The sequence below is a fragment of the Paenibacillus sp. S25 genome (genome assembly GCF_019454085.1).
GTDB classification, from domain to species: Bacteria; Bacillota; Bacilli; order Paenibacillales; family Paenibacillaceae; genus Paenibacillus; species Paenibacillus polymyxa_B.
Genome location: NZ_CP073683.1, coordinates 4,650,049 through 4,674,891 on the forward strand (window position 1 = coordinate 4,650,049; position 24,843 = coordinate 4,674,891).

A 24,843-nucleotide genomic window follows, 5' to 3' on the forward strand; every position below is an offset into this window, starting at 1 on the left:
CCAGCAAATTTCAGTTGGCTGGTGCTTTTTGATATCATATGTTGTTCTAAAGTCCGTCATCAAAAAGAATAATCCATATAAAGCTTTGGGCCCTTGCTTGTTTTGAAATAGAATTTGAGATTCCCTATCACTTCTTTTACAATATTACAGAAACTAGCATTCATTAAGAGATCATGAGGAGGATGTTGAAATGTCACATAACAAGAGATTGAAGACATATCCACTTACAAAAGCAAAGCATGTAAAGGTTCATGGTCGAACTACGCAAACACGTACACCTCTTACTCTATTTTGGACAGGCAGTGGCATTGAATTGAATATCAAAGGCTCAGAGCTGTGGATTGAAATTGAAGCTGATTACCAGGTGTATGAGCCCTGGATCAGTATTGTCATCAATGGGGTTCCGATGAGTCGCCTGATGGTGACCGCAGGACGGCATTGGATCTGTCTTTTGAGAGGATTGAACCCTGACACGGTCAAAAATGTCCGTGTGGTCAAGGATGTCCAGCCTATGAGTTCGGACTCGCGCTGCTTGTTGCAAATTCATGCCCTGAAGGTTGACGGGGAATTGCTGCCAGTCACTGATAAGCCCCTCAAGGTGGAATTTATCGGTGACAGCATTACCTCGGGAGAAGGAACGATTGGAGCGAAGGAGGAGACAGACTGGGTTCCCATGCTGTTCACAGCACTACGCAATTATACAGTCATAACAGCCGAAGCACTGAATGCGGACTACCGAGTGTTATCACAAAGCGGATGGGGTGTCCTAACAAGCTGGGATAATAATCCGCATGCGAACATACCGGCATATTATGAGCAGATATGTGGTGTGCTGACTGGTGAGAGAAATGAAGCATTAGGGGCATTTTCAGATCATGATTTTCCCTCATGGCAGCCGGACGTGGTCGTAGTGAATTTGGGGACTAATGACGGGGGAGCCTTTTATTCTCCTGCATGGACGGACCCAGCAAGCGGGAAAGTGTACAAGCAACGCTTGAACGAGGACGGCACATTCAATGAAGAAGATTTACAATCTTTTGAAAGCGCTATCGAACGTTTTCTTATCAAGCTTCGGACCTGCAATCCTGCTGCCCATATTGTGTGGGCCTATGGGATGCTGGGTACTCCGATGATGCCCTCAATCTACCGAGCGGTAGACGCGTACAAGAAAAGAACGAGGGATCGGAATGTGTCCGTATTCCAACTGCCTAACACGACGGAAGAAACGATAGGATCTCGTAGCCATCCCGGGCTCTCCGCCCATGCCAAAGCAGCAGATGAGTTGACAGTGTATTTGCGAGAGATTCTAAAGAAATAGAATCCGAGAAGCACAATTAACTCTGTAGTACACGCTCATAAAGGAAATTACAACAACTAGGTCATTTGTGCTCTGGGTGTTGTTGTTGAGAATTATAGCCACGAGTCTGCAGCAGATGTCTGTCTATGCTCGTGGCTAGTTAAGCTTGGGCGCAGCGGACTATCACGAACAGGCAGCGAGCATTTACTATAGAAATAATCACCTGATATATTTACAAAAACGGAGTCGAAGCAATGCCCGTGAATACCTCTGGACCATTACGAACAGTGGTCGATACACCAGAAATATAAGAAGAATATACTGTTTGTATTGCCCAGGGAGCAGACAGATCCTGTGCATTAAAAGCTTGCGTTTCATTAGATCCAGTCACGCCCAGTACCCCCTCGGCGCGGTAGACTACCTCACTCGGATCATAGTCGGCTCCACGCACGATTTCAACCGCGTACGTATCGCCAAGCTCACCGAGCAGACCAATGGAACCACTAAAAGTTACAATCGGACTCGGCACAAGAAAGGTCCGCAGGGTAATCAAACCGAAGCGCTCCGGTATAGGACCCAGCTGTATATCGGGACCCTCACCTGTTTTTGATGAATTGGTGGAGCTTCTCATATCCAGAAAAAAACCCATACCCTATCCCTCCAAATTGCAAGATACTCCATGCTATGCAAGAAATTCTTTAGCGTATTGGACAAATTAGTAATAAATCTATCAATTCAGCTCAAAATAACCGATAGTAAATACATATGATATAAATTTTAGAAATGAATATGTAGATAGAAAGCAGGGGTTTGATGAAACAACTGAGACGACTCAAAACATTAACACTACGCAAGAAATTGACAGCAGCATTTCTACTGGTCATGCTTGTTCCAAGCATTATTGTAAGTTCTTTTTCTTATCAAGCAGCATATAACCAGACGGACCAACAATTACTCGATAGTGCGACAACTAGCGTTACCGCATCCGACCGTGCAGTTACTCAAACGATTCAAGCCAAAATCGCTGATCTCGAATATTACTCTACGACGATGACGGCTAGTGATAACAGTGCCGAAGCAGATGAAGACATCCTGAAAAGGTTACAAGTATATTTGAAAATGCATGCGGAAGCTGTTGATATGTTTGTAGGAACTCCCGAAGGAAAACTCATTATTGGCAAAGCCGTAGGCTCCACAAACGACCCTCGTGAACGTCCGTGGTACAAGCAGGCCATGGAGAAACCCGGACAAACCGTAATCAGCCCTGTCGGACTCAATACGGCTAAGGTCCCCGTTGTATATATTTCACGTACACTTCCTGACAACAGTGGTGTTCTCGGTCTTTCCCTGAACCTAAATAATTTAAAAGAAATCACAAATTTAAAAATCGGACAAAATGGCTATATTATGATATTAGATGGTACCAAACGTATCGTTACCCACCCGACAGAAGTCAGCGGAAGTACCAAAATGGGAGAAACGATACCCAAATTGTTTGCCTCCAAAGAAGGCAGCTTTAGTTACGATATTAATGGCGTAGATAAACACCTGATTTTCAAAACCAATACGCTGACAGGCTGGAGAATTGCTGGAACGATGGACAAAGCAGAAACCAGTGCCTCCGCCCAACCGATTCTTATCACAACGATCGTAGTGTTGGTGATTGCAGCCATCATCATCGGTGTGCTCGCAATGTGGCTAATCAGCAGTATACTTAAGCCCATCCAAAGATTACGTAATTCTATGGATGCCATCAGCCAAGGTAATCTTTCGATTAACGTGGCTACGACCAGTACAGATGAAATTGGTGAGTTGTCAAGATATTTCCAACAAATGGTAGATAACCTGCGTAACATGATTAGAAAAATCCAAGCGATGACAGGCAATTTGTCGGCATCCTCGCAAGAGCTTGCAGCAGGTGCAGAACAAACGACCCGTGCCATTGAGCATGTGACCATAGCCATTCAAGATGTGGCCGCAGGCAGTGAGCGCCAAGTGGGCAGCGCTAAAGATAATCAGGAACGGATTAGCGGCATGGCAACAGACATTACCGCTATGACCGAAACCATGGCTGAAATGACCACTTACTCCGCACAGGCCATTCAGGCGTCGGATGCAGGCAGTGAGCATATCGGCAACAGCGTCGTCTCCATTGACGGCATTCGTACTACCGTGGAAGAACTGGATACCATCATCAGTGCTTTGAGTGACCGCTCTGGACGAATCGGAACGATTGTCACCGTCATTACGGAAATCGCCAGCCAGACTAATCTGCTCGCATTGAACGCTTCTATTGAGGCAGCACGTGCAGGCGAGCATGGCAAAGGTTTCGCTGTCGTGGCGACAGAGGTCCGCAAGCTGGCTGAAAACTCAGCTTATTCCGCACAACAAATTCGTGAACAGATTCAAGGGATACAGAGCGGTGTATCTGAAGCCCTGATCGCTATGGAATCCGCCAAGGAACGCGTAAGTGATGGTATTAATTCCATTGACCTATCCGGTCGCTCCTTCTCTCGCATCCGTAGAGCGGTAGCCAAATCAGCGAAGCAGCTCGATAACGTCGCAGCTTCTACCGCTGGAGTCGCAGATGGAACGAGTTCAGTCGTCAGCAGCATGGAGGAAATTACACGCATCGCTGAAGAAGCGGCATCCCATACGGAGACCGTATCCGCAGCCGCAGAGGAGCAGCTCGCCTCCATGGAAGAGATCGGTTCGTCTGCCGCAGATTTGACCCGTCTGGCAGAGCAACTTCAAGATTTACTGACACAATTCCAATTAGATGAAACAAAATAACCGTTCCAACCGATAAATACAGAGAAAGAGTCTTCACAATGAGGGAGGGTTGGAACATGGATATCGCAGCATTATCAACAGGTATGAGTCAGGCCAGCTTGGCTCAAGCTGTAAGTGTGAAGGTATTAAGTATGGCTAAGGATCAGGCCAGTGAACAAGGACAGGCTTTAGTGCAGATGATGGAAAAAAGCGTACAGCCTCATCTTGGCGGTCAACTGGACATTCGCGCATAAGTGCATCCATATGCTTGGTTAAGGGCGATTCTGCTCAGGTCTGGACAGACCCGGGTAGAATCGTTTTTTTGTCTCCCTATTTTTCGTTCAGCACAAAACGTAGTAAACTAGACATATCGTCCACGACCTCGGTTCGGAGGATAGCGCAACATTCACACGATTTACATTGAAAAAGGAGGATACATAGTTTATGAGTTATTCTGATTATTTTGAAAAAGCCAGAGAGCAACAACTGGGCGAGTTACAGGAGTGGTTGTCCATTCCGAGTATCTCAGCATTATCGGAGCACAAAAAGGACATTAACCAAGCAGCTGATTGGCTGGCTGCCAAACTGACTGCTGCCGGTCTGGAAAACGTTGAAATCATTCCAACCAAAGGTCACCCGCTGGTATATGCGGATCATTTGCACGCACCTGGTAAACCAACGATCCTCGTGTATGGACACTATGATGTACAACCCGTAGACCCGCTTCACCTGTGGGAGACGCCACCGTTTGAGCCATCCATCCGTGATGGAAAATTGTATGCGCGCGGAGCGACAGATGATAAAGGGCAGGTTTTCTTGCACATTAAGGCAGTTGAGGCCATTTTGAAGCAGGAAGGCACATTGCCGCTGAACATCAAATTCTGCATTGAAGGCGAGGAAGAAGTATCCAGTCCGAACTTGCTTGAGTTTTTGCAAACTGGAGCTGAACGTCTAGCTGCCGATGCTGTACTGGTGTCCGACACTTCCTTGATCGAAAAAGGGAAGCCTGCCATTTGCACAGGTTTGCGTGGACTATGTTCACTGGAAGTCGCCATTCACACGGCGAACACAGATCTACACTCCGGCTCTTTCGGTGGCGGCGTGCCGAATGCCCTGCATGCTCTGGTGTCCTTGCTGGCAACCCTGCATGACGACAAAGGCGGCGTAAGCGTCGAAGGATTCTACGACGATGTTGCTCCATTATCGGCAGAGATGAGAGAAGAATTCGTGAAGCAAGGCTTCAATGAGAGCAAGCTGCAACAAGATCTTGCACTTGATTCCCTTTATGGCGAAGAAGGATTCAGCTTCGTTGAGCGTGTTGGGGCGCGTCCGACACTGGAGCTGAACGGCGTATACGGCGGCTTCCAAGGGGAAGGCACGAAAACGGTCATTCCAAAAGAAGCTCATGCTAAAATCACGTGCCGCTTGGTAGCTAACCAGAATCCGCAAGACATTCTGGACAAAATCGAGCGCCATTTGCGCGCCCATGTTCAGGCAGGAGCTACCCTGGATATTCAACAGGGTGAAAAAGCGAACGCCTTTAACATCGACCCGTCACACGCGTTTCTGCAAGCGGCAGCCGATGCTTTTGAGAAGGTATACGGTGTGCGTGCCCTCTTTACCAAGGATGGAGGTTCTATCCCAATCGTGGAAACCTTCTCCCGTGTGCTGACTGCCCCAGTCGTGCTGATGGGCTTCGGCTTGCCAGATGAGAACCTACATGCGCCAAACGAGCATTTTAACTTGGACAATTTTGACAAGGGTCTGCTGACGATTGTAGAATTTTTGAAATCGGTGTAAGTAAACCAAAAAGCATTCACAGCATGGAACCATCCATGCTTCGTGAATGCTTTTTTTAAGTTAGTCCCGTCGCTTAAGAAAAACGGGTGTAGCGCAACAGGTGAGCTAGCCGATTGAGCCGTTCTATCTCCCGATCCAACTCATGCAGCGGCTGTCCAGCCAAAGCAGCGTTTGCTCTCAGGTCCCGTAGCGGGTTCATTTTCCGACCCATGAGTTTGAGCACCGTTGCCTTCCCCATGTTATTCACCACCACATATTGCGTCAGCGGGTCAAGCTCAATCCACAATACATGATGCTGTTGAAAAAACGATAATAGTTGCTTTTTTAACACCTCCAGCTCTTCAATCTCACTTGTGATTTGCGGATGATGATGAAAAGCCACATAGCCCATCACCCGCAGGTCACTTATGATTTGTTCCAAATGAAGCGTTTCGTTTATGTATACATTGTTCGTGCTCATGCGGTTTCTTGTACCATTGGTATGATCTTCCCGGATGACGTTCACCACCTGACTATCGTTATATCAAGATTTATCTTTCCCCTTTTCCAATATAGCGCAATCGGCTTTGAAAAGTCAGGACATGTACAAACCTTACGAACAAAAAAACAACCGGCTTATACGCCAGTTGTTTCCCGTTCCACAAAATACTTATTGGTCATATAATGGGCCTTGCCTCTTGAGGTATCCACCATTCCCTTTTTGTTGTCGAGAAAAACAATCTCCCGGCATTTGGTGCAGTACCACTTGGTCCGCTTAAAGGGAGATTCTGTTACATACGATGTACCACATTTGCAATCTACTTTAATTAAGGTTTCTGTTGATTTGTAAGCCTGGGACAACTCTTTTAGGCCAGTGTCCGGCTGCTGAATCGGGATAATAACCTCCTGATAGCTTGAATGCTGATTATGCACTTTAAAATCAGCCACCAGTTCTGCATGCAGTCCAAAGAACTCTTTGCCAATCTCGGTTACAAATTTCTTGCCGATTCTGTAGCACTCGAGCCATTCCTGTATCTGTTGATTAGACAAAGGCACTGTGCCCTTGATACCACTATTTAATGTGTAAGTCATGATGTATAAAGTATCATCTTGTCTATGTCCGTACATGAGAAGCCTCCTTATAATACACTTGATAATGTACTACAAAGCGTACAAAACATCAATTTTATTATTTGGCAAAAGATATAGTAGCATTTCCAGGTATGGATTTAATATATTGTGAAATGCACCAAAGACGCGTGCGAGTCTGTTAGAAAAGCAACTGACAATCCGTCAGTTGCTTTGTCTTTCTACATAGTATTTGTTGGTCATGTACCATGCCTTGCCTTTATCCGTATCCACCATGCCCTTTTTACGATCCAGGAACACAATGTTATTACACTCCTTACATGACCACTTGGTTCTTTTATGCGGTGACTCTTCTATATAGGAAGCACCACATTTACATTCTACCTGAATTAATGTTTTATACTGGCTGTACGCCTCTACCAGTGGGTCCAGTTCTACAGCTTTGCGTTCCATTACAGGCTGTATTATGGATATGTGTTCTCTCTGCTCCGAGTATTCATTATGTACCTTGAAATCTGCTACCAACTCAGGGTTTAAACCAAAATACTGTTTCCCCACAACCGTTACAAACTTGCTGCCAATTCGATATGCTTTGATCCATTCCTGCACCTGCTTACTGGTTAGGTCGACAGTTCCCTTTATACCGCTGTTCAGCGTATAAGTCATCAAGTGTTGGTTGGGTGTCATATGTCTTAACATTCACCTCCGATCAAGAATATACCACAGGTAGCTCTAGGCAAAAGCTACTTCCTACTACCTGAAGCAATGAGCTTTTTCTGCCTTGTGATTCTTCTTCAACACCTATATATAAAAGTATAGCTCAAAACCTAAACCATCTTCCATCCTGTCGTCATGCTGAATACTGCTTTTGTAGGGATTTATATTCTTAGACTATCACCAGATGCATTTCTATCTTAGTATAACTTTGTGGTACAGTCTTATGTTTTGATCACTCCTGTTAGTTGCACTATGATCTCTAATGGTAGTTTCTTCCTTCTATATATAGTACATCATTTACACGCAAATTCCCACATATTTCAGCGGTTTAATCGTTTTACTTTTTTACATACCACAAAACAAAAGCCTTCCCGACCACCCTTCACTGTCGAAGGATCATCGAGAAGACTTTGTACCCCGCAAGGAACGAGAGGTCAGATTTTTAATTCGCCAAGCCTGATTAATTCCACGACCGCCTGTGAACGACCTTTTACGTTCAATTTTTGCATCACATTGGAAATATGGTTTCGGACCGTTTTTTCGCTAATAAATAGCTGTCCGGCGATGTCACGTGTTGTTTTGTCCTGCACGAGCAGTTCAAATACTTCACGTTCACGGTGAGTTAACAAAAACTTGTTTTTGTGGTCGTTACCCTTCGTCAATTTCACCCCTCCTTGCTCGGGTTTTGTGTGGTGTAACAAGGTTAAGGGATACAGTCAACACATTTTATGTCATGTGCTCGGGTATGGTTCAATATGCGGATAAAAATGGGCATAGGCACCTTACTTGCTGCTTTAATGATGGGTTGGACTTTGTGTCTAAATTATGTATTGACAGGCATATGGGCCAGCCTTATGATAAGAAAAACCGCGACTGATAATCATTATCAAAATAAAAATTCGATATAGATATCGCGCAACAGACTATGGTTCAGGGCCAGTTTGGCCAGAAAGGGTGTTCATTGATTATGAAACTACGTTATGCCGTACCGGCCGGAGTGCTGGTCTCTTCTATTCTGTTCGCAGGTTGCGGGCAAACCGAAACTGCTACTCAGCAGCCTGCCGCAACGACCAAAGATGCAGGAGCCACAACACAGACAACGACTCCTGCCGCTTCTGCTCCCAATTTTGATCAAGCGGTAGCCGCTTACCGAACCTATGCTATCGAGCAATGCGATACGTTTGTGAAGAAGACAGAAGAATTCACGAACGCGGTCAAAGCTGGCGAGCTGGATAAAGCCAAGGCGCTGTATGCTCCTGCACGTATGTACTATGAACGGATTGAACCGATTGCAGAAGCGCTGGGTGATCTTGACCCGAATATTGATGCACGTGACGGTGATGTGGATGCAGCGGATTGGCGCGGCTTTCACCGTATTGAAAAAACATTATGGGAAGAAAACACAACCAAAGGAATGGACGAGTTTTCCGACCGACTGCTGAGTGATGCCAAGCTGCTGCGTGCCAAAGTAGAAACAGTTAATATTGACGCCAGCCTGATGGTAACGGGTGCAGTCGAGTTGTTAAATGAAGTATCTACCTCGAAGGTAACGGGTGAAGAGGAGCGATATTCCCATACGGATTTGTACGATTTTGCTGCCAATGTAGAAGGCGCGCAAAAGATATATGACATTTTGAAAACAGATCTGAACCAAAAAGATGCGGCATTGGAAAAACAAATCGGTGAGCGCTTTACGGCCTTACAGCAGGAGTTGGCTCCTTTTAAGGACGGAGAAGGCTATGTATCGTATACAAAACTGAAACCGGAAGAAGTTAAAAAACTGAGCCAAAACCTCGATGCCTTGGCAGAACCGTTGTCCCAAATGGGGAAATTGTTAGGAGTGTAATGATATGAAAGGCTTTAAGCGGCAAAAAGGGCTAGAAAAGCCGCAGTATGCGGAATCCCATAATGAACAGGCTGATCTGGTAAAAAAGGATGCGAAGCTAGTGGAAGATGAGCCGTCAGAAAAAAGCAAATCCGTATCACGTCGAGACCTATTGAAGCTGGCCGGGGTAGGTGGGCTAGGCCTCCTGCTTGGCGGCGGGGGCGTGGGAGCCGTGCTGTCAGCCGGTCAACGCCTCGAAAGCATGATGACGGATGCGGATACCAAAGATGTAATCCCTTTTTACGGTAAGCATCAGGCAGGTATTGTGACTCCGGCGCAGGATTTCATCTGCTTCGCCGCTTTCGATCTAACAACCAGCGACAAGGAACAGGTGCGCAGCCTCTTCAAAGCCTGGACGGAAGCAAGCGCTACAATGACTTCTGGCGTGCTCCTTGGCAACGATAATGAAAACCTCAACCTCCCTCCTTCCGATACGGGCGAGGCGGCAGGATTGTCGCCATCCCGTACGACGATCACCTTTGGTGTGGGCCCATCCTTTTTTGATGGACGATACGGCCTGGCAGGGCTTAAACCTGCCGAGTTCCGTGAGCTGCCCCGTTTTCAAGGGGACGCCCTGGAGGAGCAATGGTGCGGCGGCGATATCGGAGTGCAGGTATGTGCCAACGACTTGCAGGTAGCTTTCCATGCCCTGCGTAATTTGGCGCGTATCGCCAGAGGAACGGCGGTGCTTCGCTGGACGCAGGAAGGCTTCCAGCGAACAGCACAGGCTGATCCTGCGGGAAGCACACCACGCAATTTGCTGGGCTTCAAGGACGGTACGGGGAACCCGGATACCTCCAAGGCAGACGAGATGAATCGACTGGTGTGGACACAAACCAGTGACGGACCAGCATGGATGGGTAACGGCAGCTATATGGCTGTACGCCGTGTACGCATGCGGGTAGAGGTGTGGGATCGCTCAACATTGGGCGACCAGGAGGATACTTTTGGACGTCATCGCAGCAGCGGAGCCCCACTCGGTAAGGTCAAGGAGTTCGACAAGCTTGATCTGGCGGCCAAAAATCCGGAAGGCAAGCCGGTTACACCTCCCACCTCTCATGTGGCTTTGGCTCATGGGGACGGGAGCATTAATATTTTGCGGAGATCTTATTCGTATTCAAGCGGATTGGACAAGCAAACTGGACAGCTGGATGCCGGGCTGCTGTTCATCAGCTACCAGCGTGATCTGTTCAAGCAGTTCGTTCATATTCAGGAGAAGCTTGCACGCAATGACAAGCTGAACGAATATATTGTACACAAAGGCAGTGCGGTGTTCGCCTGCTTCCCGGGTGTATCGCAAGGCGGCTACATCGGGGATACGTTATTTTAGCAGCAGGCAAGGAAGGGGATTTATATGAATCGGTGCAATAAAGGCTTGGGATGGGTGTTTGTGCTGGTGGCGGCTCTGCTGCTGACCGTCACTCCGTTCATGTCCGGCTCCGGGTCGGTCGCTTTTGCACAAACGGATGCCAAAGCTGTCACCAATGATCAGCTAATGCCTGTGGTGGGGGGAGCGCTGGTGGAGGCGGGACAAGCTCAATGGACGGAAGCCTCCAAGGATCTGCAAGAATTCCGCACGCTGTGGGAGGAAGCCAAAACGAATGGCGGAGATTCAACTCACATCGCGGCTGTAGATCAAGCACTCACCGATGCGGAGCAGACACTCGCCAGTGGCGGCGGGGAACCAGCGAAAGCTGCCTTATCCGTGCTGGCGCGCTCGGTCAATGAGTACGTCACTGCGGCCGAAGGGGACAAACCAGCCCCGGCTGGAGCCAAAGCAGCGGAAAAACTGCTTCCTATGGCGAAGGGCAGTCTAGCCGCCATGCAAAAAGGCGATTGGGCTGCTGCCCGGGTGGATTACGATCGAATCGTCAAAGCCTGGTATCAGGTAGAAACACCGATTCGTTTGGACAATTTTCCGGTATACAGTTCGCTCGAAACTAAAATCAGTCTCATTCGCATCTCCGTGCAAGCTGAGCCCATTCGCCAAGAACAGGCTCTTAAGGAAATGCAGGAATTAACGACTCTGCTGTCTGATTATAGTCAGGGCAAGTCTGTGAACACAGGCCAAGGAACAGATGCAGGCAATACAGCTGCCGGAACGGCGAATGGTTCGGTAGCTTCTCTGACCGATGCAGTCACCTTGCTCGAATCCGCACGCCAAGATGCTGTAGCTAATCAATCAGAGCAAGCGGCTGATAAGGTAGTGCAGTTTATCGCTCTATGGCCTTCCGTCGAAGGACATGTACAAATTTCCGATCCGACGTCTTACACTGCGATTGAAAATGAAATGACCGAAACTTCCGGATATCTGCTGTCTTCTCCACCGAATACAGACAAAGCCATTCAGACTCTTGATCAGATGCTGGACAGGCTCCGTCCGTTGACGGAAGAACGTTCTTACACTGCGTGGGATGCCGCGCTGATTTTGCTGCGTGAGGGCCTAGAGGCCATCCTCGTGCTCGCAGCTCTGCTGGCGTATGCCAAAAAAAGTGGCGAAGCCGTGGCTGGACGTTGGATATGGGCAGGAGCCGGAACGGGGCTGGTGCTGAGCGGAATTCTGGCAGTACTGTTCACTACACTAGTAGCAGCAGCCGCATCGGGCAGCATGCGTGAGCTGCTGGAGGGTGTCACCGGGCTGGTGGCGGTCGTGCTGATGCTGACCGTTGGTAGCTGGTTGCATAGCAAATCCAACGCTGCCGCATGGAACCGCTTTGTGGAAAACAGCGTGGGCAACGCGCTGGCACGAGGAAGCCTGTGGTCGTTATTTGCGGTTTCTGCGCTCGCAATTCTGCGTGAAGGAGCCGAGACAGCTATCTTTTATGTCGGTATGGCTCCAGCCATCGAAACCTCGCAATTGCTGATCGGCATTGGCTCAGCGACGATTATTCTGGTCATTCTTGCGTTTGCGATCATTAAATTCAGTGTACGATTGCCAATTCGCGCCTTTTTCCTGACTGCCACTGTACTGATTTACTATCTCGTATTCCGATTCCTGGGCGAAAGTATTCATTCGCTTCAGGTGGCTGGTATGCTTCCGGGGCACACTGCCTCCGCGCTTCCGTCCATTAGCTGGCTGGGAATGTATCCAACTTGGGAAACATTTGTCCCACAAATCGCTGTACTGATCTTTATGGTATGGCAGCTTGTGCGTCAGGAAATGCGCAGCTCCAAGCAACAATAAGTCGATACTACCCTACTCATCATGTAAAAAACGCCAAATCACAGGTCCGATTTGTATCGGTTCCCATGAGTTTGGCGTTTTTTTACATACTTACTGCACATCCTCAGGCAACGGAATCATGCGCTGATGATGCAGCAGGTCCGTGCGGTCACCGTGTTCACGAATGACATGCACCTCCCCACGAAAATCGAGCAGCTCCGCCGGGGTAGCATGTCCCAGAAATTGTAGTGGACTATAGCTCAATCCATAGGCACCTGCATTCGGAAAGGCAATATAATCGCCCTCGTGAATCGGAGGAAGCTGCGCTTTTTTCACAATACAATCCTCGGGTGTACAAAGCGGACCGACAATGCTTACCGTCTCAAGCTCCATGGATGCCTCTTCCAGAGGCCCTCCTATTCGGTTTGCAACCTCTTCTAATGATTGTTCGACAGCAACAGCCGTTTGAGCAGAAGCGTCTCTCTGCCCCATCCATAGGGTTGCTTCCACTTCTCGTTCTTTGGGCTCTTTCAATTCTCCCGCTTGCCTGCGCATAATTCGCACCGGGTAGTTGTCCCTAATGCGGCGTCCTCGAAAAGTAGCTGCGGCGTAGTGATTCATGCCACCATCAGCCACGACAAACTTCTCCCCCTTGGATTCCTTTGTATACAATGCTCGGCAGACATACATGCCCGATTGAGCGACCAGATATCTGCCGCTTTCGATGATTAGCTTAACCCCGGGCATGCGGGTTCGGGTCTGCTCCGCGAGTGCGTTCAGTCCGTCAATGACGTGATCCATATCGAGCGGTTGCTCATGAGCAAAATAAGGTACACCAAACCCGCCGCCCAAATTGACCGTATGCATTGCCACACCATACTGAGCCTGTACCCGTTCTGCCAACTGCAGCGTATTCGCAAATGAAGCTAAAATCTGATCCGATTTCAGCATTTGCGTACCTGTATATACCTGAATACCTTGAAAATTGACGTGTGGGCAACCTTCCAGCACCTTAAAAAAGTGATCCAGCTGCCCTTCATCCACTCCAAAGGGGCGCGGAACGCCGCCCATTTTAATCGTTGCTCCAGACAGATCGTTATCGGGATTGATGCGAACCGCTGCCCTGACAAGCTGGCCCGCTTGGGCAGCAATGTCCTCCAGCAGACGCAGCTCCCTCACCGATTCGACATGAATACAGCCGATTCCACAGGCTATTGCCTCGTTCAGCTCGGCTATTGTTTTTCCCGGTCCGGCGTACAGCACGTCTTCCGCAGCATACCCAGCCTCCATAGCGACGAACATTTCTCCAGCCGAAGCAATCTCAACACCACAACCTAACGAGCGCAGCAACCCAGCTAAGGCTACGTTACCATTAGCCTTGAGCGCGTAATGTACACGCACGGCCGGGTGCAATCGGGATAGCAACGAGCTGACATGAGCATGCAGCGCATCCCCGTCATAATAGTAAAATGGCGTCGGATGCTTGCCGAAACGCTCCAGTAAGGCTTCGTCCTTTTTATCCATCTACTGAATTCCCCTCCTCTCTTTGCCTTGATACTCAGTATTTTGCATCATTCGTTCCCCACCGCTCGAAAACACAATCATACTCATACTGCATAGATCGTCTCACCCGAGCGTGCAGCTTCATGAATGGCTGCCAGCAGTCTGACGCGTTCAGCAGCCTCGCGAAATGGAATGGGCTCCGCTTCCCCCCGGATGATGCTGCAAAAGGTATTCAACTGATTGACATAATAGTTCATAGGCTCGAAAACCGTTTTGGTATGCGAAGATGTCTGTGATAACACAGGCAGTGCGTCCGCATCCGTTATATTTGACGCGAGATCCTTTTTTATTTCCGTCTTGAGTGTCATTTTATAAAAGCCTAAATTTGCCCGAAAGCAGTCCTTCAAGGTGACCACTGCCGAATCAAAGGTCAGTACATGAGCACAGTGATAAGGGCGCTCAAATGAAAAGAGGGCAGATGCCTTCAATCCGCTCGGATAACGGGCTTGCGCACGAAATGTCCAGTCACAGCCATGAGGACCATCGAAATCCGATTGACTGTGGAATTCAGCCTGCTCCAATCCAACGACGGCTTGAAGCAGCTGTAGCCAGTACACGCCCAGATCCCAAAAGCATCCCCCGCCCTGCTCCGGACGGGATCTGTAATTGTCCGCATGTCCCTCTTTTGCCGGAATGCATAGACTCGTCTCGATGGAACATAAGCGACCATAACGCCCCGATTCTACGATCTTCCGCAGCTCATGTTGCCAAGGATGGTGCTGCACCATGACTCCCTCCAGCAGGTAAGCGCTACTCTGTTCGACTGTCGCTGCCAAGGGAGCCAGATCAGCCGTATTCAGGCATAACGGTTTTTCCACCAGCACATGCTTATGAGCCCGTAGTGCTTTGTTAATCCACTCGGCATGTAAGTCGTTGCTGAGCGCAATATATACAGCATCGATCTCCGGGTCCTTTAGCATATCCTCAGCATGCCGATAAACGACACTGACGCCAAAATGATCTGCCATTTCTCCCGCCTTGGCAACCGTGCGGTTCGCAAGCGCCGTCACGCGTGCCCCTGCAACATGTCGGATCGGTTCCAGCAACGCACGGGGAGCAATGGCAGAACAGCCAATGATCCCAAAGCGAATATCTCGCATTGCAGGCTCTTGCGCAACAGCGGCAGCGTTCATGACCCCTGCTCCATTCCCGGGGAGCTTGCTGGCATTTGGATACTATTCACATAGCACTCTATATAACGCGGCGTCCGACTGCGCAGCTCTACGATCCTACGATGCATATCCTCCAGTATCTGAGCACTACCGTCATAGGTTTGTATCCACGTATCGTACCGCATACCGAGCCCCAGCCGTTCCCATAGATCCGCATTATGCTTTTCATGCACACCAAATGGCTCCAGCATAATGAGTGGAGTGGCTGTAGCGAACGAATCGGTTAGGCTGCCACCACCGGGCTTGCTGACAATGGCCTGGACACGACATGCTTGATCCAGCATACTATGGTAATCCGGTCCAACCTGATACACTGTCTTCTCGCCCTTTTTCACCTCTCCGAAAGGCGGAAATGTATGCTCCCCGGCTTCATTTCGCTGCCATGTCCTCCACTGCGGGTCCATCTGAAAATAGCGTATACTGTCCCGCTGTTCATCCGGTTGATCCTGATCATACAACAGCAGATCCAGCTCCCAGCCCGCTTCTTCCAACCGTCCAACCTTGTCACGGTAGGTGCCCATGCCCCAGCCGCCGCCATGTACGAATAAGCGAGATTGCCGCTCTTCAAATGGAACATACTCCACAGCCGGGACATCAATATAGTGGCTGACTCTATTGTTATCATTTTCAAAAAAGGTCGTTTCTCCACAGCCATCCGCAAAACGTGGGTTATGCTTGGCTAGATTTTTCCAGGAAGGAGAAGGTGTCGAATCCATATACACAATGTCCACATGCACCAACTCCGGTTCTCTGCGCTTGCGATACTCCTCCAGTACATACATCCAATGACCGGATAAGCATATAAAATACCGCCGATCCTCCTCCATCCATTGGTTCAGCAGCACTTCCATTGCAGCGAGATCCAGTGAATTACGCATATCCTGCGGAACCTTTTGTGACATTAAGGCCACCGCAAAATTGTCATGGTAAGCTTTGCGGCTTTTGTCGACCTTGAGACGAGCCGATTCTGGCAGCACATTTTCAAATACATGAATCGCCGTATCCACGCCCAGCCTGCGAAGACCTGCTTGCAACAACAAGCCAGGGGTATAAAAGCCCAATCCGAAACCGGAACACAAAATCGTTACCTTCATAAGCTTATCCGCATTCTTACGCATGCTCATACGCCTCCCGTTTAATTCAGCACTGTAAAATGATGCTCTGCCAAAAAACGCTCCAGCTTTGTAGTCAATCGCATTTTTTCCTCATCGCTCGCAGCAACCAGTTCCAAATAAAGACGACCCTTGCCTCGTGCCCGTTCGCTTCCAGCGGTTTCTTTTTCACCAATTAAGTCCGGCTTAGCCATGCCGTTCCCTTCTGATCCGCCATCGCTGGCCCCAATCCCGCTCACACGAACCTGCTTGGCAGATGATCTGCCTCCGCGCCCGATTGCATTTCTGCTTGGCGTGCTTGTATGGCCCACAATCTTGTTCTCGCCATCTCGTCCACCTGTGTTCACATATAACGTATTGGCACCCAGAGGCATGACGCCTTCTTCACGTTCACCTGTGAACAACAATCCTTCACCTTTCAGCCCTTCCAGCAGTTCTTCATAGGATAGACTGCCATCATGGGACAGCGAATAATTCGTCAGCGTGCCACGCATATTTTTCCCGGCCAGAAAGGTATCGAGCTGATGCTTGATCAAACTCATCGACTTTCTAGCATTAATTTCGATAATAGGCTCCAGCTTCCCACCACGAAGTGTCATGGAATCAATGCAAACATCGCCGTAATAACCATCCTGATACAATTGCCGCCCCACGTCCTGCATCAAGCTAAAATAGCCCTCGCGCTCCAGCCGCTCCAAAAATGCCCCGTCCGGGGACAAGGATTCCCGATAGGAGAATTGAGTGTTAGCCAGCCATTGTACAGATATGATATCGACACTTCCATCATCACCAATCGTAAATTGGCATGAAAAATCCTGCTCTTTCTCCAGAAAAGGCTCCAAAAGGAAAAGCACCTGTTTGCCTTTACGCTCCTGTCCACGCAAATACGATACGATCCGGTCCAGCATTTGTGTCGAGGTAATGTGCAGGTTTCCTTTGCCCGATACGCCAAAATCATCCTTGATTAAAAAGCTTCCATCCCGTAGCAGCTTACGCCCCGCCTCAGCGACATCTGCAAACGAAGTCACAATATAGCCCGGGTTGCGCAGACCAAGGCTGCGTTTCAGATCAGAGGAATACGTTTTGGCATTTACCTTGCGAATCGTTTCCAGCGGCGGCTGATGCAGGGTTATTCCCCAAGCACGTGCAGCCTCCTCTACATGCGGTAAACCCGCAAACGGGCTAAGCACACAGCCTTCCAGTTGAGGAAACCCCTCTCCGGCATCGGCCTTGCGACTGCCCAGCAGTTCAAATACTGATGCGGTCGACACGTTGCCTGCACGCTCCTTGCCATCGGTCAAATCCCGTTCGTTGACAGCCGGATGGAAGCCCAACTGCGCGATATACTGACGATGTACGGGCGAAATGGCATAACGGGTCAATAACGCATCTCCCGGCTGGCAAAAGCTGAACAGCAGTTCATCCATGGCTGCTACAATCGCAGAAGAAGCCCGGTCAGGCAGAGCTGGCAGGGAAGCTAACTGGGCATCCCGCCAGTAAGCCTCCGCTTCGAATGTTCCCATATACAAATGACGCTGATTCGGTATCGCATTCATATGATTCGCTTCCTTTCCTGCTTCATTATTGGCCCACTACACGGTAGCGCTACTGACTCGCGCTCGTATAATCACGTAGAGCAAACTGCCATATCAGGCGGATGATCGCCAGCAGCCAGAGAGGTGCGAGAAATGCCCATACCACCAACCCGGTATCCATTTTGCCGAGAATGAACATGGGCGGAAAATTACAAATGACAAACACAGGAAGCACGAACAAACCGATACGTTGAATCAAGTTGCTGTACACGGCCATCGGCACATAGTTCGTCTCGAAAATGCTGTTGGACAGCTCCGTAACGCCGTTCGTGCGGATAATCCAGAAGGCCAGCAGTTGGGGGAGCAAAAATACGGAGTATGCCGTAAGCACCCCGCATCCGAGCAGCACAGAGAACCCTCCTACAGTTTCAAAATTAAACGGCAATCCGAGTCGTTGCCAGCCGACCCCCGTCATAATTCCGCCGCCAATTACATTCGGCACAGTATAGCCCAATTCAAATTGACGCAGTGTCACCATAAATTGCAGCGATACGGGTTTGGTCATGAGCACGTCCAGTGAGCCGGTACGAATTTTGTCAGGCAGGCTTGTAAAATTACTGTAGAACAATCCACTATAAAATCCGCTCATCATCGTAAACACGCCGATATATAACAACATGGCGTCAGGAGACCAGCCGTTAATGTCCGTCCCAGCACGGTATGGAAGCGATGCGTACAGCAGCTTGATAAACAAATAAGCTGTTTCAACCAGACATGCACTTATAAAATTAGTGCGATATTCCATTTGTGACATGACGGAAAACTGGACAAATTTCCAGTACAGTCTGATGTAGCGCGTAATGTTTTGGAAAACATTTTTCATGTTAACCCCCCACCGAGACAAAGCGTTTGACCCCGGCTTGCCACACCCAGCGTGATACGGCCGCCAGCACCACAATCCAGAGCCATTGCACGCCAATGCCCTTAGCGGCTTCCAGTAAAGTCAGCTTGCCCGTTAACGCATTGACCGGAAAAAATACGGTGTAGCTGAACGGTAGCAGACTGAACAGACGGGCCAAAGCATCTCCAAAAATCGTCAGCGGAAACACGGTACCGCTAGCTACATAAATGACAAGCGACAGTGTATAAAAAAGTCCCGCCGATTCCGTCATCCAAAAGGCTATGCCGCTCAGCGCATAATAGACCACAAAATTAAGCACAAGTGCTCCCGGCAACGCCAATATGTAAAGCAGAATGTACGATAGCTCGAAGCTGATTTGTCCTTCCAGGCTAAGACATAACAGCAAAATAGCAGCCGCCAGCAGCACAACTGCGGACTGTATGACTTTGCCTCCAATAAACCGGCAAAAACGGTAAGCAAAATAATGCACAGGCTGTACCATAAACTTTGCCAGTCCACCCTCCTTGATATCTGTGGCAATTTCGTATTCAAAGCCCGTCGCAATCAGTTTTCCAGTTACTCCTGCCATAACCACATACACTAGCATTTCCGGCAGAGAATAGTCCACCACTCTTGCTCGTCCCGAAGAACCAAATACAGCTAGCCAGAGAAAAATTTGCGTCATGATGGGCAGCATAAATCCCGCCATCTGGAGCCAATAATTAGCTCGATACTCCATTTCGTTTTGCATGCCAAGCTGGAGTACCTTCACATATTTGTTATTTCGCATCGGCCAGCCTGCCCCCATCGTACAAATTGGCTATCCCCTCTTCCAGCGGGACGTCCTCAATCGTAAAGTCAACGACAGGTAGTGCGTCCAAAATCTTTTTGGACCAAGCCAAGGTATCTTCTGCATCCAGCTCAAATACCGCCTCCAGCTCCGAGTTGGAGCGAAGTTTGCCAAGGCTCGCCAACGTTAGGTTGGATACAGGGGTCCCCAGTCGAACCTTAAGTAATTTACGGGCACCGATGACCTCATTCACCTTGTGTAAATCTCCGTCATAGACCAATCTGCCCCCGCTGATAATGATGGATCTACTGCACAAATCCTCAATATCCTTCATATAGTGGCTTGTCAGCAGGATGGTCGTCCGGTGCGTGCGGTTATAGGCTTTGAAAAATTCTCGAATCCGCCGCTGAGAAACAAGATCCAGTCCGATCGTCGGCTCATCCAGCAAAATAACCCGTGGACGATGCAGCAGCGCGGCGATCAGTTCCATTTTCATACGCTCGCCGAGCGACAGCCGCCGAACCTGCACATGAAGCTGCTCCTCCACCCCAAGCAGAGTGACCAGTTCATCTAGTGCCTCTTTGTAACGGTTATCATCGATTTCATAGATAAGCTTGTTCAGCTCGAATGACTCGCTTGCAGGCAAATCCCACCAGAGCTGGTTTTTCTGTCCCATTACAATGGAAAACTGACGTTTAAACTCTTTTTGTCGTTTCCACGGGGTAAAGCCGAGTACCGATGCCTCCCCGTCTGTCGGATGGAGAATGCCAGACAGCATTTTGAGCGTCGTTGTTTTGCCCGCCCCGTTTGGACCGAGAAATCCGACAATTTCTCCTTCCTCAATGCTAAAGCTGACATTTTGTACAGCTTCTTTGGTCAACTGCTCACGCCTGAACAAGTTTTGTAACGATTTGCGCACGCCCGGCTCCTTTTTGTAGTACGTAAACGTTTTCGACAATTGGTTTAATGTAATGGACGGCAATCAATTCCCCTCCTCTTTCCTCTGTGCGTAACCCCTGGATGAACGTGCCTGAAAGGCCGAGTGCTCTGAACTACTCAGCTGCTTGCTCTGCTAAAATCATCAGTTCCTCCAGCATATGCCGCTGTCTTTCAATTAAATGCAAAGCTCGTTCCGTAATTTCAGGCATCCGATGCTTGCGCAATTGAAGCCCTGTTTTGTAAATATGCAGATTAAGCTTGTGCCAATCCGCGTACAGCGCCTGTGCCAATTCAATTACATGCTGTGTTTGTGGTCCCAGCGTGGCTTGATGCAGCAGGCAATAATCAGCTGTATAATCCGTCAAATGAAGAGCACTGCCCAATCGCAGATTGTAATAGATTTCATGACAGTACGTCCGAAAATCCTGATCCTCCATGTCTGCCAACAGATGGAAGTCACCGACAAATGCCCGGTACCCCTCATCTCCCCGCTTGACCTGCTTGCCTGTTACAACTTTCCCCGTTTGACTGAACGACTCATTAGACGTAGGTACGCCTCTCCAGATGGCTTCGTGTCCAGTTACATACTGTCGAATATGATGAGCACACGCAGCATGCATCTCACTTGGCGAAAGCGGGGCAGGCTGCTCCACCAGCCATGCATACTCAATAATGCCCTGCATCAGATCGTCGAGCCGGGCTGAGCCCACATAAGTCATGGCATGTCCCGAGGAATCGAGCAGGAAGCTATCATTCACCTGTGCTGTCCGTTCTTGCAAGTCCAACCCGCACAACTCAATCACGTGGCCCCTTGGGTAATTTTTCACATATACATCGTGATAGGTTAAAGCGGTGCTCGACGTATGCAGCATGGTACCGTAGCCCGATGTGAGTACCCGCAACAGGTCGGTTTCATCGCTGACACCAGCGACCCACGGTTCCACCCGAATAACAGGTCCGCCACTGGCTGCCATTTCTTGAAGCTGCTCCGGATATTTCTCAGGTCCGAAGCGCTTCAAATCTCCACCATACTCCGCGCACATACTCCCACACAGCATGAACAGCTCGGATTCGGCCATGGTCACTCCGTACCTCCGCAATGAGGTACGCAGGGAAGAATATACACAATGTTTCCCTGGAAGAGCGTTTGCCACTTCTTCTGCACCATAGTCCACAACAGAATCTTGACGAGTCTCCATATCGGATTCCTGCATCAAACTTGTCTTTTCAGCGCCCTTATGCATATTTGCCTAGCAGACGCTCGATGCCTTGCAGTGTAGATAGATGCTCCAGCACTAGATCGTCGTCCTCCATCGTAATATCAAGCTCATTTTCCAACTCTACAATTAATTCCACAGCGGATAAGGAATTCAGCCCTAAGGTTCGCAGATCCTGATCCGGAGTCAACTGTTCCAGCTCTCCCGAATCCAGCTTCAAAATCTTTTCCAGCAAGGGTACTACATGGTATACATCTGTTGTTTTCATTCTTGATTCCCTCCAATTTATGAGCATCCTAATCCAGCAATGATACCTTCCAATTTGTGCGCATAAGCATCAGCTTCCTGCCAGCTGTCTGCCAAAATAAGTGTGAAAATCCGGTTCACATAGCCCCGCTTCACAGGAATACCAGACAATGTACCCGCCGTATACACAAACACCCCTTCTGGACGTTCGGGCGTATAGAGCAAGCCCTCCTCCGCGAGCAACCCGCACAAGCGGCTGTAGGTGAGAGGTGTAGCGGTAACGTTGCGGTAATAACGGGATAATGTTTTATGCTGTTCTCCCAGGACGGATGACAGGAACGAAATATAGGTAGACAACGTAAATCTACCATTTATCTCAATGACTGGAACCAGCAAACCTTCTTCGTCAACAAAACCGTCAATAGAGGCCATTCCCGTATACCCAATGGAATAGAGATGCGTACCCAGCTGATAGGCGCAGCGTCTCACTTCTTCCTCCAGCGCATCGCCAATCTCAGCCGGTACTTGAGATCCGATATATACGGTGCCATCCACGTTTTGTCTTTTTAGCGAAAACATTGTCACACCACCGCCCTCGTCAATGCAGAGCTGGTAGTTCAGATCCATCTGCTTATTGTGCCAGCGCTCCACCAGCCAGCCGCCGGAAGATGGCGATGAGCCGCCAAAACGCTTCATCACACTCAGCAGTGTGTCCAGCTTGGACAGCTCGTCCAGCATATACATGCCTTGTCCTGAGGCACCGTGCGGCTGCTTGATAATCAGCTTCACAGGTCCATCCGATAAGTCAGCCAGTCTGGCACACTCCCTGCGGATCGCCGATTCGTCTGCACATACAGCGCCTTCGCTGACAGCAAAACCAAGCTTTTGCGCGGTCAGGCGGCTGAATATTTTATCATTCACCTGAGCACTGACCGCGGATGGAGCGCCGATCAGCTCCAGCCCGCAAAGCTCCGCAATCGCTTCCTCCTGCGGTGTGACCGCATAGGGGACGAGCCACGCTTTGGCTCCGCCGCTACTGTGGCCTGCATCTGCAACCGTGCGCAGTCGTGCCAAAAGCGCCTCGTCCGCCAGCACCAGTTCTGAAATCGGCGTTAGCGGATCAGAAGGCTCCGGCACCTCAATACGCGGCAGGCTAAAGCCCAACCGCTGAAGCATGTCCAGAAATGCCTCATCCGGCCGTTCCCGAAGTACAATGACATCCTGACTTCGACATAGCAGGAGATTCATTTCCTCCATCCGGTTTACGACTTGCTGTTCATCCCGGTCTACCATGCCCCCCTTGCGGGGGGATGGATGCCACACTTGCTCTGCGCCGATATTAAACAGCCAAATCAGGACTCCATGGTCCCGTTCATGCGCAAGCGCTTCCACAAGGTTAATAGTTTTAGTCGTCACGTCTTATCATCATCCCTCTCTCTTCCATCCAGTAACAAACAACATCCATAGAAAACTAAATGTATTTCAGAGAGCCTGCCCCGTGCAGATACAATACGCTACATTTGGAGCACACCGGAGTCAATCCTTCATGATTAATCTTTTGACGAGTTTTCTCATACGCATCCGAGTTCCATATCTCCTTCAGACTGTGCTCACGCATGCTTCCAATCGTGAACTCACTGAAAAATTTGCAAGGCATGACCTTCCCGTCTGGTAAAATATCTGTTCTGGAGGTGAGCGCCAAACAATGATTGGAACAACGGCTGACCATTTCCTCGCCATGTATAAATTTATCAATTTCCTCATAATCCAAACCGGGCTGATAGCGCACGCGAATGTTCCATACTCGCTCATTGATCCGCTGTAGTTCCTGCATCAGAGGATCGATGTTATCCGGGTTGATTTTATATTTGAAAGCATGCCAGCTACTAATATTTTGTTCTTCAAGTTGTCGGAGCCAGGAGAAATTATGTGTAAAATATTCATCCATTTTGAGGGAGGTCTCTTTGGAAATGTACCAGGGGAACGTCAGCAGCACCAGATCCAGCTTTTTGTCCTCCAGCATTTGCAGAAATTCGTACATCCGTCCGATCATGTTATCGTTAATGACCGCATGGACAGTTACCCGTCCCTTGTACAATCCCTGGTCGCGCAGTTCAATCAGCTTATCCATCTGCCGCATTGTTTTTTGAAAGGTGCCTTTACCGCGAATTAGATCGTGTTCTCTTTCAAAACCTTCAATCGCTATTAATAATTCCAGATTTTCGGACAAATCCAAAATCCGGTCCAAATATTTATCAATAAGTAATCCATTAGTACAAAAGGTCATTTCGCGCCGATCTTCCGCCAGCACGTCCAAAATTTCATCAAAACGCCGGTGAAACATCGGTTCGCCGCCCCACATGTACAGTCTGGACTTGGCTTCCTTGGTTTCGCTCAAAATCTGCCGGAGCATGTCCGGAGCAAGATCCATGTTTTGTTCTTCTTTATCCATTTGGTGATGGTAGCCTTCCTCGTTCCATTCAAAGCAGTGTGTACATCTCAGGTTGCAGCGGTTGGTCAGCTTAATGCCGATCGTCTGGGGCATGTCCGTTTTGAAAGTAGGGTCCTGTGTGGCGTTACGGTAAGATACAGAAGCGTTTTTCAGGTTACGCTTGATGAGCTTGAACGCTTTCTCATCAATCAGCACATTGCTTTTGGGCTGCATG

At 49.0% G+C, this 24,843-nt stretch carries 23 protein-coding genes; 7 read left to right on the top strand and 16 right to left on the bottom strand.

The features are described 5' to 3' along the window. The first annotated feature begins 190 nt into the window (after positions 1-190). Positions 191-1,318 (top strand): SGNH/GDSL hydrolase family protein, encoded by a 1,128-nt coding sequence (locus tag KAI37_RS20305; RefSeq protein WP_071642644.1) that lies wholly within the window; start codon positions 191-193, stop codon positions 1,316-1,318. Between the two features lie 211 nt (positions 1,319-1,529). Here KAI37_RS20305 and KAI37_RS20310 read toward each other — a convergent pair whose 3' ends face one another. Continuing rightward, the gene (locus tag KAI37_RS20310) at positions 1,530-1,946 is read right to left on the bottom strand and encodes a hypothetical protein (RefSeq protein WP_071642645.1); all 417 of its coding nucleotides are present in this window, start codon (positions 1,944-1,946) and stop codon (positions 1,530-1,532) included. Between the two features lie 164 nt (positions 1,947-2,110). Here KAI37_RS20310 and KAI37_RS20315 point away from each other — a divergent pair, with 164 nt between their 5' ends. The 3 genes from KAI37_RS20315 to KAI37_RS20325 all read left to right on the top strand — a co-directional run bounded on the left by KAI37_RS20315 (position 2,111) and on the right by KAI37_RS20325 (position 5,869). Further along, on the top strand, positions 2,111-4,090 hold the full coding sequence (locus tag KAI37_RS20315) for a methyl-accepting chemotaxis protein (RefSeq protein WP_076294444.1): 1,980 nt from the start codon (positions 2,111-2,113) through the stop codon (positions 4,088-4,090). Between the two features lie 56 nt (positions 4,091-4,146). Further along, the gene (locus KAI37_RS20320) at positions 4,147-4,323 is read left to right on the top strand and encodes a YjfB family protein (RefSeq protein ID WP_023990044.1); all 177 of its coding nucleotides are present in this window, start codon (positions 4,147-4,149) and stop codon (positions 4,321-4,323) included. A 190-nt stretch (positions 4,324-4,513) separates the two neighbouring features. Further along, complete coding sequence (locus tag KAI37_RS20325) at positions 4,514-5,869, top strand: dipeptidase (RefSeq protein WP_025721870.1); 1,356 nt, start codon at positions 4,514-4,516, stop codon at positions 5,867-5,869. A 73-nt stretch (positions 5,870-5,942) separates the two neighbouring features. Here KAI37_RS20325 and KAI37_RS20330 read toward each other — a convergent pair whose 3' ends face one another. The 4 genes from KAI37_RS20330 to KAI37_RS20345 form a co-directional block, all read right to left on the bottom strand. Beyond that, positions 5,943-6,329, bottom strand: a complete 387-nt coding sequence (locus KAI37_RS20330) for a hypothetical protein (protein WP_220030099.1) — start codon at positions 6,327-6,329, stop codon at positions 5,943-5,945. A gap of 155 nt (positions 6,330-6,484) precedes the next feature. Continuing rightward, a complete protein-coding gene (locus KAI37_RS20335; protein ID WP_071642649.1) occupies positions 6,485-6,976 on the bottom strand; it encodes a hypothetical protein in 492 nt (163 codons plus the stop codon). A gap of 165 nt (positions 6,977-7,141) precedes the next feature. Next, positions 7,142-7,624 (bottom strand): hypothetical protein, encoded by a 483-nt coding sequence (locus KAI37_RS20340; protein ID WP_023990049.1) that lies wholly within the window; start codon positions 7,622-7,624, stop codon positions 7,142-7,144. Positions 7,625-8,088: 464 nt separating this feature from the next. Beyond that, complete coding sequence (locus tag KAI37_RS20345) at positions 8,089-8,316, bottom strand: helix-turn-helix domain-containing protein (RefSeq protein ID WP_007431813.1); 228 nt, start codon at positions 8,314-8,316, stop codon at positions 8,089-8,091. 305 nt (positions 8,317-8,621) lie between these two features. Between KAI37_RS20345 and efeO the strand changes: the two genes are divergently transcribed. Genes efeO through KAI37_RS20360 form a run of 3 tightly spaced genes read left to right on the top strand, consistent with a single transcriptional unit; the run spans position 8,622 to position 12,723 of the window. Continuing rightward, positions 8,622-9,500, top strand: a complete 879-nt coding sequence (gene efeO, locus KAI37_RS20350) for an iron uptake system protein EfeO (protein ID WP_071642654.1) — start codon at positions 8,622-8,624, stop codon at positions 9,498-9,500. A gap of 4 nt (positions 9,501-9,504) precedes the next feature. After that, entirely contained in the window at positions 9,505-10,869 is a 1,365-nt protein-coding gene (gene efeB, locus KAI37_RS20355) for an iron uptake transporter deferrochelatase/peroxidase subunit (RefSeq protein ID WP_220030100.1), read from the top strand. A 24-nt stretch (positions 10,870-10,893) separates the two neighbouring features. Then, a complete protein-coding gene (locus KAI37_RS20360) occupies positions 10,894-12,723 on the top strand; it encodes an FTR1 family iron permease (RefSeq protein ID WP_220030101.1) in 1,830 nt (609 codons plus the stop codon). Between the two features lie 90 nt (positions 12,724-12,813). On the opposite strand, the gene KAI37_RS20365 is transcribed toward KAI37_RS20360, so the two are convergent. The 11 genes from KAI37_RS20365 to KAI37_RS20415 all read right to left on the bottom strand — a co-directional run bounded on the left by KAI37_RS20365 (position 12,814) and on the right by KAI37_RS20415 (position 24,842). Next, positions 12,814-14,226: a type III PLP-dependent enzyme domain-containing protein gene (locus tag KAI37_RS20365; protein WP_220030102.1), complete on the bottom strand. Its 1,413-nt coding sequence runs from the start codon at positions 14,224-14,226 to the stop codon at positions 12,814-12,816. An 83-nt stretch (positions 14,227-14,309) separates the two neighbouring features. Next, the gene (locus KAI37_RS20370; protein WP_220030103.1) at positions 14,310-15,398 is read right to left on the bottom strand and encodes a Gfo/Idh/MocA family protein; all 1,089 of its coding nucleotides are present in this window, start codon (positions 15,396-15,398) and stop codon (positions 14,310-14,312) included. Further along, positions 15,395-16,555, bottom strand: a complete 1,161-nt coding sequence (locus KAI37_RS20375) for a UDP-glucuronosyltransferase (protein ID WP_071642659.1) — start codon at positions 16,553-16,555, stop codon at positions 15,395-15,397. The genes KAI37_RS20370 and KAI37_RS20375 overlap by 4 nt, the downstream gene beginning before the upstream one ends. 17 nt (positions 16,556-16,572) lie before the next feature. Continuing rightward, on the bottom strand, positions 16,573-18,105 hold the full coding sequence (locus tag KAI37_RS20380; protein ID WP_220030104.1) for a hypothetical protein: 1,533 nt from the start codon (positions 18,103-18,105) through the stop codon (positions 16,573-16,575). A 49-nt stretch (positions 18,106-18,154) separates the two neighbouring features. Beyond that, positions 18,155-18,967 carry an ABC transporter permease gene (locus tag KAI37_RS20385; protein WP_220030105.1) on the bottom strand — a complete coding sequence of 271 codons (813 nt, stop codon included), beginning with the start codon at positions 18,965-18,967 and terminating at the stop codon, positions 18,155-18,157. A 1-nt stretch (position 18,968) separates the two neighbouring features. Beyond that, positions 18,969-19,775, bottom strand: a complete 807-nt coding sequence (locus tag KAI37_RS20390) for an ABC transporter permease (RefSeq protein WP_071642662.1) — start codon at positions 19,773-19,775, stop codon at positions 18,969-18,971. Further along, complete coding sequence (locus KAI37_RS20395) at positions 19,765-20,757, bottom strand: ABC transporter ATP-binding protein (RefSeq protein ID WP_076294455.1); 993 nt, start codon at positions 20,755-20,757, stop codon at positions 19,765-19,767. The genes KAI37_RS20390 and KAI37_RS20395 overlap by 11 nt, the downstream gene beginning before the upstream one ends. Before the next feature lie 70 nt (positions 20,758-20,827). Further along, positions 20,828-21,913 (bottom strand): hypothetical protein, encoded by a 1,086-nt coding sequence (locus KAI37_RS20400; RefSeq protein ID WP_258383005.1) that lies wholly within the window; start codon positions 21,911-21,913, stop codon positions 20,828-20,830. A 37-nt stretch (positions 21,914-21,950) separates the two neighbouring features. After that, positions 21,951-22,199, bottom strand: a complete 249-nt coding sequence (locus tag KAI37_RS20405; protein ID WP_025719468.1) for an acyl carrier protein — start codon at positions 22,197-22,199, stop codon at positions 21,951-21,953. A 17-nt stretch (positions 22,200-22,216) separates the two neighbouring features. Continuing rightward, entirely contained in the window at positions 22,217-23,593 is a 1,377-nt protein-coding gene (locus KAI37_RS20410; protein WP_076294458.1) for a preATP grasp domain-containing protein, read from the bottom strand. Between the two features lie 55 nt (positions 23,594-23,648). Next, a complete protein-coding gene (locus KAI37_RS20415) occupies positions 23,649-24,842 on the bottom strand; it encodes a radical SAM/SPASM domain-containing protein (protein ID WP_025719471.1) in 1,194 nt (397 codons plus the stop codon). Position 24,843: the final 1 nt, after the last annotated feature.